The organism is Synechococcus sp. CB0101, assembly GCF_000179235.2.
Taxonomy (GTDB): domain Bacteria; phylum Cyanobacteriota; class Cyanobacteriia; order PCC-6307; family Cyanobiaceae; genus Vulcanococcus.
Map to the genome: position 1 here is coordinate 589307 of NZ_CP039373.1, position 15552 is coordinate 604858.

Genomic DNA, 15552 nt, shown 5'->3' on the forward strand with positions numbered 1-15552 from the left:
TTCAGTGGTGAACGGCGTTTCGCTACGGTCATACCTCCATCTCGATGCAGCGTGTGACCGTGACGGCAGGGTCCGAAGAGCGCAGCTCTGAGCTGCAGGGCAGCCGCCCGTTCTCGCCTTGCATTGCCAACGGCGCCGAGCGCAGCAAATTCGAGCAGCTCAAGGCCGATAGCGCCTATCTGCGCGACCCCTTGGCGGCCGAACTCGAGAACGACCTACCCAATTTCAGCGATGGCGCTGTTCAACTGCTGAAGTTCCACGGCAGTTATCAACAAGACAACCGCGAAAATCGCCAGAAAGGCCAAGAACGCGATTGGCAGATGATGCTGCGCTTGCGCAGCCCCGCCGGCCGCATTCCGGCTTCGCTGTTCCTCGCCATGGACGATCTGGCCGATCGCCTTGGCAATGGAACCCTGCGGGTTACCACCCGCCAGGCCTTCCAGATGCATGGCATCCGCAAGCACAACCTGCGCGAGGTGATCGGCACGATCGTGCGGGGCATGGGCTCCACCCTCGCGGCCTGCGGCGATATCAACCGCAATGTGATGGCTCCGGCGGCACCGTTCGACAAAGGTGCCTACCCGGCAGCCCGCCAGCTCGCCAACGACATTGCAGACACCCTCAGTCCCGTGGCTGCTGAAGGCGCGTATCTCGACCTCTGGGTGGATGGTGAACTGAGCTACCGCATCAAGCCCACCCGTGCGGTGAACAAGGTGCGCGAGCGGCAGCACGACGCTGGCGTGTTCAGCGGCGATGCCGAGGAACCGCTCTACGGCACCACCTATTTACCCCGCAAGTTCAAGTGCGCGGTGACGGTGCCCGGTGACAACTCCGTGGACCTGCTCACCCAGGACATCGGCTTGGTGGCCTTTGCCGATGCCAATGGAGCGCTGCGGGGTTGCAACGTGTATGTGGGTGGCGGCATGGGCCGCACCCACAACAAGGAAGAAACCTTCGCCCGCACGGCCGATGCGCTCGGTTATGTGGACGCCGAGCATGTGCTCGATCTGGTTCAGGCGATCCTGGCCCTCCAACGCGACTACGGCGACCGGCAAAACCGCCGCCATTCGCGGATGAAATACCTGATTCACGATCAAGGGATCGCCTGGTTCAAGCAGGAACTGAAGGCGAAGTACTTCGCGCATCCGATCAAAGGCATGCGCCTGGAGCCCAAGGCCAAACTGCAGGACTATCTGGGCTGGCATCGCCAAGGCACCGGCAAATGGTTTGTGGGGATTCCGCTGCTGTGCGGCCGACTCGCCGGTGAGCTGAAGCGCGGCCTGCGGGAGCTCGTGGAGACCTATCAACTGGAGGTGCGCCTCACCCCGAACCAAGACCTCCTGCTCTGCAACATCGGCACAGCCCAGCGGGCCAGCGTGCGCACCGCTCTCGAGGCCATGGGCATCACCACACCGGAGGCACCGCCACTGCTGGCAAGGCATGCCATCGCCTGCCCGGCTCTGCCGTTGTGCGGCCTCGCGGTCACGGAAGCTGAGCGAATCCTGCCCCAGGTGCTCGATCGCCTTGATGCGCAGCTGCGCAGGCTGGAGATCGAAAAGCCCATGCTGGTGCGGATGACAGGCTGCCCCAATGGCTGCGCTCGGCCCTACATGGCCGAACTGGGGCTGGTGGGTGACGGAGTGAACCAGTACCAGGTTTGGCTGGGTGGCACGCCCAACCTCACGCGTCTGGCCGAGCCCTACGTTGAAAAAATGCCGCTGGAGAAGCTCGAAAGCACGCTCGAGCCGTTGCTGCTGGGCTGGAAAGCAGCCGGCGGCCGCCGCTCCTTCGGCGATTACGTGGCCAAGCTCGGCCGCGAGCAGGTGGAATCGCTCCTAGCTGCCACCGCCTGATCGGCCGTAGATGGCCTGGCGCACGCCAGTGCGCCAGGCCCAGAGCTGATCGCCGTGGCTGAAATGCCACCACTCGTTGGGGTGCTGCGCGAATCCGGCCTGGTGCATCACCGCCGCCAGGGTTGCACGCCGCTCGTGGAAGAGCGCCGCTTGCTGTCGGCGTGTGGGATCGCTGGCATCCCTTGCCAGTTCCGCGAAGTGCTCGGGATGGGAGACGGGGCCCAGGGCATCAATGGGAGAGCCCAGATCCCATGGCTCCCCGTCACGAGAAGCAAGGGTGAGATCCACCGCCGCACCGGTGCTATGGGGCGGCGGCGTGGCCGGGTTGTCGCTGGGTGGCGCCCAGAAGCGCCCCACCTCCTGCTCCACCGCCTGAAGCTCTGGGCTAGGACGGCTGGGATCAACCCCCCGCGCCGCGCATTCCTCCGCCGTGGCATGGGCCACCATGAAGCGCTGCACCGCAATCGGTCGCCAGGCATCAAAGATGGCCAGCCGGCAATCGGGGGTGTGCTGCTGTAACCGCCTCTGGGCCTCCAGCAGCCGCGTGATCACCCCCTGGCGCAGGCGAAATGGAGAAGCACCCTCGCCATAGGGAGCCCCCAAACGGGCATAGGGGTGGGGCTCGAGGCGGTGCAGCTCCGCGGGCAACGGCAGCAACGGCTCACCGCACTCATGAATCGGAATCGGGCTCCAAGGGCGCATCGGTTCAGTTCAAACGGGCTGGGGCAGCCGTGCGCTGCCGCTGTTCTGCCAGGGCTTGGGCCAGGGAGGGATGGGCCTCGAGGCCGGGATCGCGCTCCATGATCTGCTGCGCCACCAAGCGCGCCTGCTCGAGCACATCGCCATCGTCGGTGAGGCTGGCCAGAGCTAAATCCGGCAGGCCGCTCTGGCGGGTACCGAGCACTTGTCCAGGCCCGCGCAGGCGCAGATCCATTTCGGCAATTTCGAAGCCATCGGTGGAATGCACCAGCACCTCGAGGCGCTGACGCGCGAGGGCGTTCCGGCTGTCATTGATCAGCTGACAGAACGAGGCTGCCGCACCCCGCCCCACACGACCACGCAACTGGTGCAACTGGGCTAAACCAAAGCGATCAGCGTGTTCGATCACCATCACGCTGGCCTCCGGCACATCCACACCCACTTCCACCACCGTGGTGCTCACCAGCACCTGGGTATCGCCCGCGGCGAAGGCACCGATCGCGGCCTGTTTGTCGGCACTGGCCATGCGGCCATGCAGCAAACCCACCTGCAGATCGGGAAAGATCTGCTCGCTGAGCTGCTGATGCACCTCAACTGCCGAGCGCAGATCCAGTTTTTCCGATTCCTCCACCAGCGGCAGCACCACATAGGCCCGCTGGCCCAGGGCCACCTGCTCGCGAATCAGTTGATAGGCCTGCTCACGCTCGGCGGCAGATAACAGAGCGGTACGAATCGGCGTGCGGCCCGGGGGCAACTCATCGATCTGACTCACCTCCAGATCACCGTGCAGCGAGAGCGCCAGGGTGCGTGGAATCGGCGTGGCCGTCATCGTGAGCAGATGGGGCTGGAGGCCCTTATCCAGCAGGCGATTGCGTTGATGCACCCCGAAGCGGTGCTGCTCATCCACCACCACCAGGCCCAAGCGGGCGAACTGAACCGGGTCTTCCAGGAGGGCGTGGGTGCCCACCAGCATCTTGAGGGTGCCATTGGCGAGATCCGCCAGCAGTTCCCGGCGCCGCCGCGCTGGCGTGGAGCCAGTGAGCAGGGCGCAGCTCACATGCAGCTGGGGAAGCCACTCACAGAGCTTGCGGTAGTGCTGCTCGGCCAACACCTCGGTGGGGGCCATCAAGGCGCCCTGGCAACCGGCTTCGATGGCGGTGAGCAGGGCGGCGATGGCCACCACGGTTTTGCCGCTGCCCACATCGCCCTGCACCAATCGGGCCATCGGTTCCTGCCGCTCCAGGTCAGCGCGAATTTCCGCCAGCACCCGTTGTTGCGCTCCGGTGAGCGGGAACGGCAACAGCTCCAGAAACGCAGGCAACAACGTGCCACTGGGGTTGTTCAACGCCGGTGCCGGCCGGCTGGTGAGCTGACGGCGACGCTGCAGCAGCCCCAGCTGCAGATACAGAAACTCATCGAACACCAAGCGGCGCCGGGCCTTGGCCAGAGACGCCTGATCGCTGGGGGCGTGAATCTGAGTGAGGGCTGTGCCGAGGTTCACCAACTGCTCCTGCTGCTGAATCGAGGCCGGTAGCGGATCGGGCCAACCCTGCGCTGCCGCCAACAACGGCCGCACCAAGGCCCGAAGGCGATCAGCGCTGAGGCCCTCCGTGAGCCCGTACACCGGCAACAAGCGACCGATCTGCTCGCTCTGCACCGGCGCATGAGGGCTGGCCAGCACCTCCATCAATGGATCTTGAAACGCCGGGCCATAGGGGGTTTCCTTCACCAAACCGCTCACAGCAACGGTGGCGCCGGTGGGGTATTGCCGCTGTTGCGCTTTCAGCCAGGCCGGCGAGCTGAAGCGTTTGCCAGCAAAAAACTTGGAGATGCGAATGCGACCGGTGATATCCGCCAGCTGCAACTCCAGGATCGAAAGATTGGGGTTGCGGGGGCTGGTGAAACTGTGGCTGCGGCGCACGGTGGCCACGATCGTGGCGGTGCGTCCAGGTTCGAGGGCCGCGATGCGCACCAGGTTGGAATAGTCGAGGTAATCGCGCGGGTAGTAGCGCACCAAATCCCGCGCCACCCAGAGATCGAGGGCCGCCAGCCGCGTCGCACTTTTCGGTCCTACCCCCTTGATCTCACTGAGCGGGGTGTCGGGGCGAATGCTGGCGAGCCCCGATGCCGCAGGCGCCTCAGCCTCTGGCACCAAGCGCAGCCTTGGGGGAGCAACGGGCCGCACCGGCTCATGGGCCCGCTGCAGTTCATGCAGGGCCTGCCGGGTACGGCGCACCAGCGACTGCCTGCCGGCCTGCGTGAGATCGGTGTAGGTCTCAAACTGCTGAGCCAATTGCTCCAGCAGTTGTTGTTGATGGGGGGGCAAGGGCCCGGGTGCCTCCCGCAAGCTGCGGCTGAGGAAGGCTTGAAAGGGCTCACGCCGCCCCTGAAGGTTGCCGAAGCCACGATTGGCCTCCAGCTGCAACCCCTGCTGGAGGGGCCGCAGCCAGGCTGGAAGGCTCAGGACTGATCCGCCGCCGGAGTCAGGTTGTGGGCATGGTCCTGAAACCACTGGTGTTCAGCCTCAAGGGCGCTCAGGCGGCGCTGCCAACTGCGGTAGCGCTTGGCCATTGTGCGCAATGCACGGCGGCGCTGCTCGAGGCGCTTGCGGCAAGTGCGAAGCCGGGGCTGTTCATATTCCAGATCGGAGCTGCGCAGCAGCAGAGTGAGCACCTCGGTGGGAGCATTCGGTCCAAGCACCTGACCCAGGGGCAGCGGAAGGCGCAGCAAATTGGCGGGAGCTGGCAGGGCATCCACCTGGCCATCCAGCACCGCGTCGAGCAAGTTCATCGGCAACAGGCCTTGGGCCAGCCCTAGCCGCAGCATCTCCACATTCACCGCATGGGAGAGGTTTCGTAGCCGGCGGCGCAGGGCGCGATCGAAATGGGTCCACCAGCGCAGTTGCAACAGGGGGTCGCGCGGGAGGGTGGAGGCGGTCACCCGGGTATCGAGATCGGGCAGCGCTGCCAAGAGCGTTGTGGCCTCATCCGATGCAGTCGGCGCTTGCTCCGATGGATCCTCAGACGCGCCCAATTGCAAACCCTCGGCCACCATCTGAAACAGCGACTGCAACAGCTCCTGCTCCGAAGTGGGCTGATCAGCCGTGGGCTGCTCAGGGTCGGACGAAGCCGCTGTTGGGGGCTCAGGGTCCGCAGGCGGCGTGGGTAATCCCGGTAGTCCCCGATCAAACAGGTCCGCCGACACCGGCAGATCGAGGCTCAGGTGCACCGAAGCACCCTGAGCTGTGGCGGCTTCACCAGAGCCGGCAGGCAACGGAGCCGAACTCTCCTCGGAGCTTGGTTCTGCCTCGCCACCTTCACCATTGAGGCAGGCTTCAAGCACGCGCTGCTGCTGCGCCCGTTGGCGGCGATGCTCCCGGCGCTGCTGCTCCGCCAGCCCCATCACCTGCTCCACGGTGAGCAACGTGCTGGTGCGCTGCACCAGCTCCTGGAGCCGTTGCTGAAACGCCTGGCGACGGTCGGGGGGCAATTGGTTGTAGCGCTCTGGCACCACCTGGGTGGCCAGATGAAAACAGGCCTGCTGCACGGCATGCAGCAGGCCTTCACGAAGCACCTGTAGGTACAGGGCCAGATCGCGGTAGAGCTCAGGTGCCAGCTCCTCCTGCTGCTGCAGGAGGAGGTTGATTTGGCGCTGGGCCTCTTCGCGCATCAGGCAGCCTGCATTGCAGCCACTTCAGCCGCGAAGTCCATCTTCTCCACTTCGATGCCCTCGCCGAGGGTGAAGCGCACGAAGCGACGCACCTGGATGTTTTCACCCACTTTGCCGGCCACCTGCTTCACCATCTCCTCAACGGTCATGGTGCTGTCCTTGATGTAGGCCTGATCAAGCAGGGCCATCTCCTTGAGGCGCTTGCCGATCCGGCCCGCCACGATCTTCTCCTTCATCTCCTCCTTCTTGCCGGCGAGGTCGTCGCGACCCATTTCGATCTGCTTCTCGCGCTCAGCCACTTCGGCAGGGATGTCGTCGACCTTCACGAAGTCAACGCTCGGGCAGGCGGCGATCTGCATCGCCACGTTACGGATCAGCTCCTGGAAGATCTCGCCGCGGGCCACGAAATCAGTTTCGCAGTTCACTTCCACCAGCACACCCACGCGGGCGCCGGTGTGGATGTAGCTGCCGATAGCACCTTCAGCTGCGGTACGGCCCGACTTCTTCTCGGCGGAAGCGATGCCCTTCTGGCGCAGCCACTCAACGGCCTTGTCCTTGTCGCCGTTGGTTTCTGCAAGCGCCTTCTTGCAGTCCATCATGCCGGCGCCGGTGACGTCGCGCAGTTCTTTAACGAGCTTGGCGGAGATCTCAGCCATGGATCTGAAGTGGAAAGAGGGAAAAAATGCTGGGCTCAAACAGGCAGGAGCTCCCCCTCAGGGAAGCTCCATCGCCGCAAGGGTGAGGTGATCAGGCGAGAGCTTCTCAGCTCTTAGGCCTGATGGGCTGGTGTTCAGCCTTCCTCGTCGTCGTAACCGCCGCGCTGGTCGTTAGCGCCGTGGCGACCTTCATTGATGGCATCGGCAAGACGACCGAGCACCAGTTGCACCGAACGCACAGCGTCGTCGTTGCAGGGGATGGGCACGTCGCAGAGATCCGGATCGCAGTTGGTGTCGAGCATCGACACCAGGGGGATGTCCAGCTTGCGGGCCTCGAGCACAGCGTTGGTCTCACGGCGCTGGTCCACCAGCACCACCACGTCGGGCAGACGACGCATGTTCTTCAGGCCGCCCAGGTACTTCTGGAGGCGCTCAAGCTCACGGCGCAGCACAGCGGCTTCCTTCTTCGGGCGCATCGCGATGGCACCGGAGGATTCCATGCGCTCCAGATCCTTGAGGCGATCGATGCGGGCGCGCATCGTGGTCCAGTTGGTGAGCATGCCGCCCAGCCAACGCTGGTTCACGTAAGCAGCGCCGCAACGGGTGGCCTCGATGGCAATCACCTCGGAGGCTTGCTTCTTGGTTCCCACAAACAGGAAGCGCTTGCCGCTGCGTGCAGCACTGCGCACCCACTTGTAGGCGTTGTTCATGCAGACAGCGGTCTGCACGAGGTCGATGATGTGAACACCATTGCGCGCGCAATAGATGTAGCGCGACATCTTGGGGTTCCAGCGGCGGGTTTGGTGCCCAAAGTGGGCACCCGCCTCCATCATTTCGGCGAGAGTGACAACAGCCATGAGTTGAGGGTTTCGGGTTCGCCTCCACCTGCCAGGGACTCCGCGAGCGGGTCACCCGAAACGTGCAGGTGTGCGGTTTGAAAGAACCCGACGACCCTACCAAATGGCAGTGAGGCCCTTCCCTCAGGCCAGCCCTTCCGCCCTGGCTTCGCGGTAGAGCGCACGCACACCGATCCGATTCAGGGGGAGCCGCAGCAACTCCATGGCGAGGCCGGGCCGCCCGCTGCGGATCAACCAAGCCAGCATCGGCCGCAGGCTGCGCTCATTCAGCAGGCCCCCAAGGGTGAGCAGCTCCCACAGAAGCCGATGCAGCAGGGTGAACTGAATGATGAAGCGCACCCGACGCGTGGGGTGCTTCCGGTAAAACACCAGGCCCATCTTGGCCCGCTCGCCCTCCACGGCGATCAGGCGGGGCACCTGCTCCAGGCTCAAGGGCGGATGCCAGTGGTATCCCACCGCTTCAGGGCAGCGCACCAGCACCACGCCCATCCGCCGCAACCGCTCGCCGAGCTCGAGATCTTCCCAGCCATAGAGGCGGAAGCGGGTGTCAAACAGCCCGCTGCGCTCCAGCACCTCACGATCAATCGCCACATTGCCGGTGGCGAAGTAAGCCCAGGAGAGATCACTGAGCTTGTGGGGTTCGGCCGTGGGCTCATCGAAATTGGCGGTGTTGATCACCGCGCCATAGGTGAAGCAGAGCCGATCGCCACGCTGCTGCCAGGTCTGCTCCAACTTGAGCGCGTGGCTGATCAGGAAGCTTTCGGTGACCACCAGGTCACTGTCGATGAACACAATCACATCGCCGCGGGCGTGATCCACCCCACGGTTTCGTCCTTCGGCCGGGCCGCCATGGTCCTGCTGCACCAGGCGCACGTGTGGAAACTCAGCGCTGTTGCGCAGCAGCCAAGCCACGGTGTCGTCGGTCGACCCGTCGTCGACCACCACCACCTCATAGGCGCTGATCGGCGCTTCGAGCCGCTGCTGCTCGAGGGCCCGCAGGCATTTCTCCAGGATCGGCAGCCGGTTGTAGGTGGGGATGACGACGCTGAGAAACATGGCGCGGGGGTGGCGCAGACCGGAAGGACGATGGGCTCAGGGACAAAAAAGGGGATCCCGTGGGATCCCCAGCAGAGGCATGGAGGGCAGACGATCAGTCGGCCGCACCACCGTTGTTGGCTGTTCCGGTCACGCCGTTGCCAGCACCTTCACCGCGGCCGTCGTTGCGGAGCTTGCGCTTCTTGAACTTGCGGGCGTAGGCGCGGTTGCGCTCCTGCTTTTCTTTCTTGAGGTTGCGGCGTTTGGCCATCGAGACGGCTGGAACTTTTGGGTAAACACCACACTACTGAATGACGTTCAGTGGCTGGTCACCAATCTTGGAGGTTCCGCCTCGCTGAGCTGACCATCTTCCATGCGCACCAGGCGATCAGCGATATCGAGGATGCGCGGATCGTGGGTGACCATCAGCACCGCACAGCCCTGCTCCCGAGCCAGGCGCTGCAGCAGTTCCACCACCTCACGGCCGGTTTTCGAATCCAGGGCGGCTGTGGGTTCATCCGCCAGCAGCAGCCGCGGATGCGCTGCCAGGGCACGAGCAATCGCCACCCGTTGCTTCTGGCCGCCTGACAAATCGTGGGGCAATTTATTGAGCTCATCCCCAAGACCGACCGAGCGCAACCACTCACGGGCCTGATCACGGCGGGCGCGATAACTCAGAGCAGGCAGCAGATCCGAGCCCATCTGCACGTTCTGCTCAGCCGTGAGGCAACGCAGCAGGTTGTGACCCTGAAAGATCATCCCGATGGAGCGGCGCAGCAGTTGCCGCTCGCGGCGGCCGGCTCCGTTGAGCTCCTGACCCAACACACGCACCGATCCCTGCTGCACCTGGCGCAGGGCCCCCACCAGGGTGAGCAGCGTGGTTTTGCCGCAGCCGGAAGGCCCGGTGAGCAACACCACCTCACCCGGGGCCACCTGGAGGTTCACCCCCTGCAGCACCTGGCGCCGCATGTCACCGCTGCCATACCAATGGCAGAGGTCGTGAAGATCGATCGCAGCCGTCTGAGCCATGGTGTTCAGAAGATCTCGGCAGGATCCGCGTCCGCCAGGCGACGCATGGCGAGGCCAGCGGAGGCCATGCACATCACCAGGATCATGGTGAACACCGTCACGGCGCGGGTGGTGTCCATGTACACCGGCAGTTGGGTGGCGCTGCGCACCAGCCAATACAGGCCCTGGCCTGCGGCATAGGCCGGCAGATAGCCAAACGCCGCCAGCAACAAGCCTTCGCGGGCCACCACCCCCAACAGGCTAAAAAGCTTGTAGCCCATCGCCATCAAGGTGGCGTATTCCGGCAGGTGATCACTCACATCCGAATAGAGCACCTGATACACGATCACGCAGCCCACCACAAAACCCATGGCGGCACCGAGGGTGAAGATGAAGCCGATCGAGGTGCTGGTGCGCCAGTAGTTCTGCTCGAAATCAATGAAGCCCTGCTTCGTGAGCACCTTCACGTCGGTGGGGAGTTGAGCCTGGAGGCGCTGGGCCACGGCCTCGGGATCACTGCCCGGTTTGAGGCGAATCAGGCCCACTTCAATGCTGCCGGGGGGAGTGTTGGGCAGCAGCTCGAGGAAGGTTTCTGAGCTGGTGAGCAGGTTGCCATCGGCGCCGAAGGAGGTTCCCAGCCCCACCAGGCCTGCCACACGCACGCGTTTACCGGCGATCTCGCTCTCCACCGTGCGGCCAGCCTTGAACCAAGGCGCCACAGGTCCGAACTCCGGGCGTGATTGTTCATCGAAGAGCACCCGACCCTTCTGGGTGAGCAGGCGTGCCTTCGGCGCCAGCGTGGGGTCGGTGAACAGGGGATCGTTCGGTTCAAACCCAAGGGTGAGGATCGAGCGGGTGCCCCTGGTTTCAGGGTTGCGCCAAAGCAGCAGATTCCAGTGCACCGGCGTGATGCCTGCCACTTCCGGGGCTGCCATGGCCTGCACCAGGCGTCGCTTTGGAAAGCCCGCCATGCTCACGGAACTGGTCGACCTGGGACTGATCAACACCAGGTCGGCATCAAACAGCCGGTGGATCGTGACGCTGGCATCGAACAGGCCATCGCGAAATCCGAGCTGCATGAACATCAGGATCCCGGCGAAGCTGATCCCGGCCAGGGCCACAGCCAGACGCACCGGCTGACGGGTGAGCAGCATCAGCGCCAGCGGAATGCGGCGGCTCTGCCAGAGACCCGCCAGCCAGCGCTGCAGCGAATGGGGCTGAAGGCGCACGGAATTCGGCCTCACGGGGTGAAGCGTGCGATCACCTTCAAACCTGCGAGATCCCGCACCTGGCTGGCATCAGCCGGATCCAGGGCCAAGCGCACCTCCACCACACGCGCATCCGCATCACCCGTGGGGTCGGTGGAGAGCACGGCGCGCTGACGCACCTGCGGTGAAATCCGGATCACACGCGCCTGCAGGGAGCCGCTGAAGCCGCCGTTCTCGCTCACCAGCGTCACGGTCTGGCCGAGCTTCACGCGGTTGATGTCGCTCTCGTACACCTCCGCCACCGCCTCCATCTGGTCGCCCGCACCGAGCTCCAGAACGCCGTCATTGCCAGGACGCTCCCCAGCACGGCTGTGGATCTTGAGCACGGTGCCGGCCAGGGGCGCGCGCAGCTCGCTGTCGGCCAGATCCACCTGCAGACCCTGGCGCTGAGCCTGAGCCTCACGCAGCTGCCCCTGCAGCTTCACCAGCTCATCTTTCTTTTCTTCCAGTAGCACCATTGCCGCAGCACCGGAGCTGGCGGCGTTTTGGTAGCGCTCCACTTCCCGGGTTTGCATGCGGATCTGCACCTGGAGGCTGCTGATCCGGGCTTGCAGGGCAGCGAGATCGGCCTGGAGCTTGGGGCGGTTATCGAAGGTGGCAAGCAGCTGCCCCTGCTTCACGCGCTGCCCCTCCTGCACCTGGAGGCTGAGCAGGCGTGGGCTGCCGCCCATGGCACTTGAAGGCGCAGCCAGGCGGCGCACATCACCAGCGGGCTGCAAGGTGCCCAGCGCCGACACCGCCTCCAAACGAGGTGTACTCACAGCGGCAGGAACGGCAGCCGGGGGCTTGGGCGTACTGCGGCGGCTCACCACCACCGCCAGCAGCACCAATACCAGCGCTCCACCGGCGAGAAGCCACGGGCGTCGCATCAGCCCAGCGGCAGGGGATCGTCGAAGAGCAACTCCTCGATGTAGCGGTCCGCCCAGGCTGGATTGAACGCCTTCTCCAGCACGCGTCTGGTCTTGTCGTTGCGCTTCTGCTGCCGGCAATACGAGAGCTGACCGTCGTGTCGCTTCACAGTATCCGGGTGGTCGATCGGCTGCGGTTCAGCGGCCTGGCAGGCAGCGCTGAGCACCTGCAGGAAGTCGCTCACAACACCAATGAACTGCTGTTCCTCGGCTGCATCAGCAGGCCGCACGAATCGCACATAGGGGGAAAAGATCGAGCCCCACTCCGGCAACTCGCGCTCCTGGCTGAAGGATCGCGCTGGCAGAGCAGCCAGGCCCTGCGCCACAGCGTCAGGCAACTGGCCGCTCACCGGGGAGAGATCCACGATCGCTGCCGACACCACACCCCGCCCAGCAACGATGTCGGCCCCGAACACCGGCAGGTCGTAGCGGGGATCTGGGAAATACACGCAATGGAGGATCTGCAGGCCGGCCCCCAGACGAGCGGTTTCCAGGTGGAGTTTGCGCAGCCCCTGGCACTGACGCAGCTCATTGCGAATGAACAGCGCCTCGCCATCAAGGCTGCCGCTGATGGCCTCGAGCTCCGGATCCACCGCCAGTGGTTGCAGTGCGGGCAGCTGCTCCCAGCTGCTGCGGATCTGTTCAGCGAGCGCGTCCACCAGCGGGTGGATTCCCAAAGCAGCTGAACTCATGGGCTTCCCGGCAGACAGGCTGCCGATCCTGCCAGCAGAATGAGGTTTCAGACACAGCGCCTGATCCGTTGCCCGCGTTGCCCGGTCCCTCGACCCCGCCCCTGCCGGACCCGCGGCGCCACCAACTCGACAACGGCGTGAGCCTGGTGCAAATCGAGCTGCCGCAGGCGCCCGTGGTGTGCCTGGATCTGTGGTGCCGCGCCGGCAGCGCCTGGGAAACCAAGGATGAATCGGGCTTGGCGCACTTTCTCGAACACATGGTGTTCAAGGGCAGCCAGCACCTCGACGCCGGCGAATTTGATCTGAAGGTGGAAGCCCTCGGAGGCAACAGCAATGCCGCCACCGGATTCGACGACGTGCATTACCACGTGCTGATCCCCCCGGCCGCAGCACCGCAAGCCCTGGAATTGCTGCTCGATCTGGTGCTGCAGCCCCGGCTGGATGCGGACGACTTCGCCATGGAGCGCCAGGTGGTGCTCGAGGAGCTGGCCCAGAGCGAAGACCAACCGGAAGAGGTGGCATTCCAGGAGCTACTGCGCCAAGCCTGTGGTGATCACGCCTATGGCCTGCCGATCCTGGGCCGACGCGAAGCCCTCGAGGGCCACACCCCCGAAGCGATGGCCGCCTTTCACCAGCGCCACTACCGCGCCGATCGCTGCTGCCTCTCGGTGGCTGGCCCCCTGGCGGGGCTGCAGCTGGATGCGCCATTGCAGCAATCGCCGCTGGCCGCTCTGGCACCAGCAGAGCAACTCAGCACCGTTCCCAAGCTGCAGTTACAGCCGGGACGCCACCGGATGGAGTTGGCGCGCCTGGAAGCAGCTCGGCTGCTGATGGCCTGGCAACTCCCCGGTGCCGCCGATCAAGACAGCGTGATGGGCGGTGACCTGATCACCACGCTGCTGGCGGAAGGGCGCCGCAGCCGCCTGGTGGAGCAGCTGCGGGAGCGCCTGCGGCTGGTGGAGAGCATCGACCTGGATCTGAATGTGCTCGAGTCGGGCTGTCTGGTGCTACTGGAGGCGGTGTGTGAACCGGAGCAGTTGGCGGCGGTGGAGCAGCAGGTGCGCCAGGTGTTGCTCGAGTTGATGGAGCAGTCCCCCAGCGAAGCGGAGCTGCAGCGGGCCAAGCGGCTGGTGGGGAATGGCTACCGCTTCAGCCTGGAGGTGGCTGGTTCGGTGGCGGCGATGGTGGGCAACAGCCAGCTCTGGGGACGCCGCCACAACCTGCAGCGACCGTTGGAGTGGCTGGAGGGCTGGAGCACCGAACGCTTGAGCCGAGAGGTGATTCCGCTGCTGCACCCCGATCGGGCCTTCTGCCTGCAGGCGGTGCCGGCATGAGCCAAGAAGCGGTGCAACAGCTGGAGCTGCCGGGCGGATGCCCGGTGTGGTTATTGCAGCGGCCAGGGGCCGGGATCCTCTCCGCCAAGTTGTGGATGCGTGGCGGCAGCAGCGCAGACCCCAGCGGTCAGCGCGGCGCAGCGCAGCTGCTGGCGGGAGTGCTGAGCCGTGGTTGCGGTGAGCTCAGCGGCGATGCCCTCGCCGATCTGGTGGAAGGATGCGGCGCCGGCCTGCGCTGTGAAGCCGCTGAAGACGGCACCCTGTTGAGCCTCAAGTGCGCCAGCAGTGATGCGGAAGCCTTGCTGCCGCTCTTGCTGCTGATGGTGCGGCGGCCCTGGCTGGTGGAAGACCAGATCAACCTGGAGCGCCAACTCAATCTCCAGACCCTCCAACGCCAAAAGGAGGATCCCTTCCAGCTCGCCCACGACCAACTGCGCCGCCTGCTCTACGGCGAAGGTCCCTACGGCCATGACGCCCTGGGCGTGGAGGCGGACCTGCAAGCGATCGATCGATCCCAGCTCGACGCGCTGGCCGGCGCCTACGGCCAGGCCGGAGCGGTGCTGGTGCTCACCGGCGAACTGCCGCCCCAGGCGCAGGACCTACTCCTGGCTGGTCTTGATGGCGAAGCCTGGCCCTGTGTGGCTCCCCAGCGCCTGGCGGGCCCCAGGGGGCTGAAACAAGCGCAGCTGGCCTGCAGTGAAGACGACACCGAACAACTGGTGCTGATGCTCGGTGCGAGCACCACCGCCCTGGGAGCACCCCATGCGCTGGCGTTGCGGCTGCTGCACTGTCATCTGGGGGTTGGCATGTCGAGCCGCCTGTTCGTGGCGCTTCGCGAAGAACACGGCCTCGCCTACGACGTGGGGGTTCATTACCCAGCCCGCTTGGGGGATGCCCCCTTCGTGTTCCACCTCTCCACCAGCAGCGACCGCGCCGCCCAAGCCACCCGGGAACTGCTGGCCGAGTGGCAACGCCTCCTGGACCAAGCGATCACAGCGGATGACCTGCAGCTCGCCCTGGCCAAATTCCGAGGCCAAGAGGCCCTCGGCCGCCAGACCAGCAGTCAGCTGGCCGATCGCCATGCCCTGGTGCTGGGCCACGGCCTGCCCTTCAACTTCGCCGATCGCTGCCTGGAGGAAGCGGCTGAGCTCACCACCGACCATCTCCTCCAGGCCGCCCGTGAACTGCTCACCGCACCGAGCCTGAGCCTGTGCGGACCGCGCGCTGCCATCACCCAAGCCGAGGCTGTGTGGCAAAGCCACAGCCTCGGCGGCTGAGGGGAGACCGAGCAGATCAGTCGCTGACAGGCTCGAGTTGCCGGGCTTCCAACAGAAACGTGCCCCGGCGGAAACGCACGGCCAGTTGCTCCAGGGCCCGCAAGCCCACCACCTCGCCCTCCTCCTGGGCATCGACCAGATCGGGTGGGCGCAACATCGGCATCGGATCGGCACTCTTCAGGAAAGAGGGCAGTTCCCGCAAACGAACGCGGCTCCCAACTGAAAAGGGCAGCGCCGGCGAGGCGGGATCCGTCATGACGACACAAACGCTTGCAAGGCCACCACTCTCCTGCAGG

At 65.1% G+C, this 15552-nt stretch carries 15 protein-coding genes; 3 read left to right on the forward strand and 12 right to left on the reverse strand.

Annotation, left to right across the window (positions count from 1 at the left end; all coding sequences use genetic code 11):
• Positions 1 to 44 precede the first annotated feature (44 nt).
• On the forward strand, positions 45 to 1853 hold the full coding sequence (sir, locus tag CB0101_RS03240; RefSeq protein WP_010308191.1) for a sulfite reductase, ferredoxin dependent: 1809 nt from the start codon (positions 45 to 47) through the stop codon (positions 1851 to 1853).
• On the opposite strand, the gene CB0101_RS03245 is transcribed toward sir, so the two are convergent.
• The 11 genes from CB0101_RS03245 to CB0101_RS03295 all read right to left on the reverse strand — a co-directional run bounded on the left by CB0101_RS03245 (position 1836) and on the right by CB0101_RS03295 (position 12645).
• Entirely contained in the window at positions 1836 to 2555 is a 720-nt protein-coding gene (locus tag CB0101_RS03245; protein WP_010308188.1) for a M15 family metallopeptidase, read from the reverse strand. The genes sir and CB0101_RS03245 overlap by 18 nt on opposite strands.
• A 4-nt stretch (positions 2556 to 2559) precedes the next feature.
• Positions 2560 to 4998, reverse strand: a complete 2439-nt coding sequence (gene recG, locus CB0101_RS03250; RefSeq protein WP_050778772.1) for an ATP-dependent DNA helicase RecG — start codon at positions 4996 to 4998, stop codon at positions 2560 to 2562.
• Between the two features lie 14 nt (positions 4999 to 5012).
• A complete protein-coding gene (locus tag CB0101_RS03255) occupies positions 5013 to 6221 on the reverse strand; it encodes a hypothetical protein (RefSeq protein WP_010308181.1) in 1209 nt (402 codons plus the stop codon).
• Entirely contained in the window at positions 6221 to 6877 is a 657-nt protein-coding gene (gene tsf, locus CB0101_RS03260) for a translation elongation factor Ts (RefSeq protein WP_010308178.1), read from the reverse strand. Before tsf ends, CB0101_RS03255 begins: the two co-directional genes overlap by 1 nt.
• A 134-nt stretch (positions 6878 to 7011) precedes the next feature.
• Positions 7012 to 7734 (reverse strand): 30S ribosomal protein S2, encoded by a 723-nt coding sequence (gene rpsB, locus CB0101_RS03265; RefSeq protein ID WP_010308176.1) that lies wholly within the window; start codon positions 7732 to 7734, stop codon positions 7012 to 7014.
• Between the two features lie 123 nt (positions 7735 to 7857).
• The gene (locus tag CB0101_RS03270; protein ID WP_010308173.1) at positions 7858 to 8790 is read right to left on the reverse strand and encodes a glycosyltransferase family 2 protein; all 933 of its coding nucleotides are present in this window, start codon (positions 8788 to 8790) and stop codon (positions 7858 to 7860) included.
• A gap of 94 nt (positions 8791 to 8884) precedes the next feature.
• On the reverse strand, positions 8885 to 9040 hold the full coding sequence (locus CB0101_RS03275) for a hypothetical protein (protein WP_006171625.1): 156 nt from the start codon (positions 9038 to 9040) through the stop codon (positions 8885 to 8887).
• Positions 9041 to 9087: 47 nt separating this feature from the next.
• On the reverse strand, positions 9088 to 9798 hold the full coding sequence (locus CB0101_RS03280; protein ID WP_010308132.1) for a DevA family ABC transporter ATP-binding protein: 711 nt from the start codon (positions 9796 to 9798) through the stop codon (positions 9088 to 9090).
• 5 nt (positions 9799 to 9803) lie between these two features.
• Complete coding sequence (devC, locus tag CB0101_RS03285) at positions 9804 to 11006, reverse strand: ABC transporter permease DevC (protein ID WP_010308129.1); 1203 nt, start codon at positions 11004 to 11006, stop codon at positions 9804 to 9806.
• A gap of 11 nt (positions 11007 to 11017) precedes the next feature.
• Positions 11018 to 11914, reverse strand: coding sequence for an HlyD family efflux transporter periplasmic adaptor subunit (locus CB0101_RS03290; protein WP_029552936.1), 897 nt, complete (start codon positions 11912 to 11914; stop codon positions 11018 to 11020).
• Positions 11914 to 12645 (reverse strand): phycocyanobilin:ferredoxin oxidoreductase, encoded by a 732-nt coding sequence (locus tag CB0101_RS03295; RefSeq protein ID WP_010308125.1) that lies wholly within the window; start codon positions 12643 to 12645, stop codon positions 11914 to 11916. Before CB0101_RS03295 ends, CB0101_RS03290 begins: the two co-directional genes overlap by 1 nt.
• Positions 12646 to 12722: 77 nt before the next feature.
• Here CB0101_RS03295 and CB0101_RS03300 point away from each other — a divergent pair, with 77 nt between their 5' ends.
• Positions 12723 to 13979 carry a pitrilysin family protein gene (locus CB0101_RS03300; protein WP_029552935.1) on the forward strand — a complete coding sequence of 419 codons (1257 nt, stop codon included), beginning with the start codon at positions 12723 to 12725 and terminating at the stop codon, positions 13977 to 13979.
• Positions 13976 to 15256 carry a pitrilysin family protein gene (locus CB0101_RS03305; RefSeq protein WP_010308118.1) on the forward strand — a complete coding sequence of 427 codons (1281 nt, stop codon included), beginning with the start codon at positions 13976 to 13978 and terminating at the stop codon, positions 15254 to 15256. The genes CB0101_RS03300 and CB0101_RS03305 overlap by 4 nt, the downstream gene beginning before the upstream one ends.
• Positions 15257 to 15272: 16 nt before the next feature.
• Here CB0101_RS03305 and CB0101_RS03310 read toward each other — a convergent pair whose 3' ends face one another.
• Positions 15273 to 15512 carry an NAD(P)H dehydrogenase assembly family protein gene (locus tag CB0101_RS03310; RefSeq protein WP_029552934.1) on the reverse strand — a complete coding sequence of 80 codons (240 nt, stop codon included), beginning with the start codon at positions 15510 to 15512 and terminating at the stop codon, positions 15273 to 15275.
• Positions 15513 to 15552 lie beyond the last annotated feature (40 nt).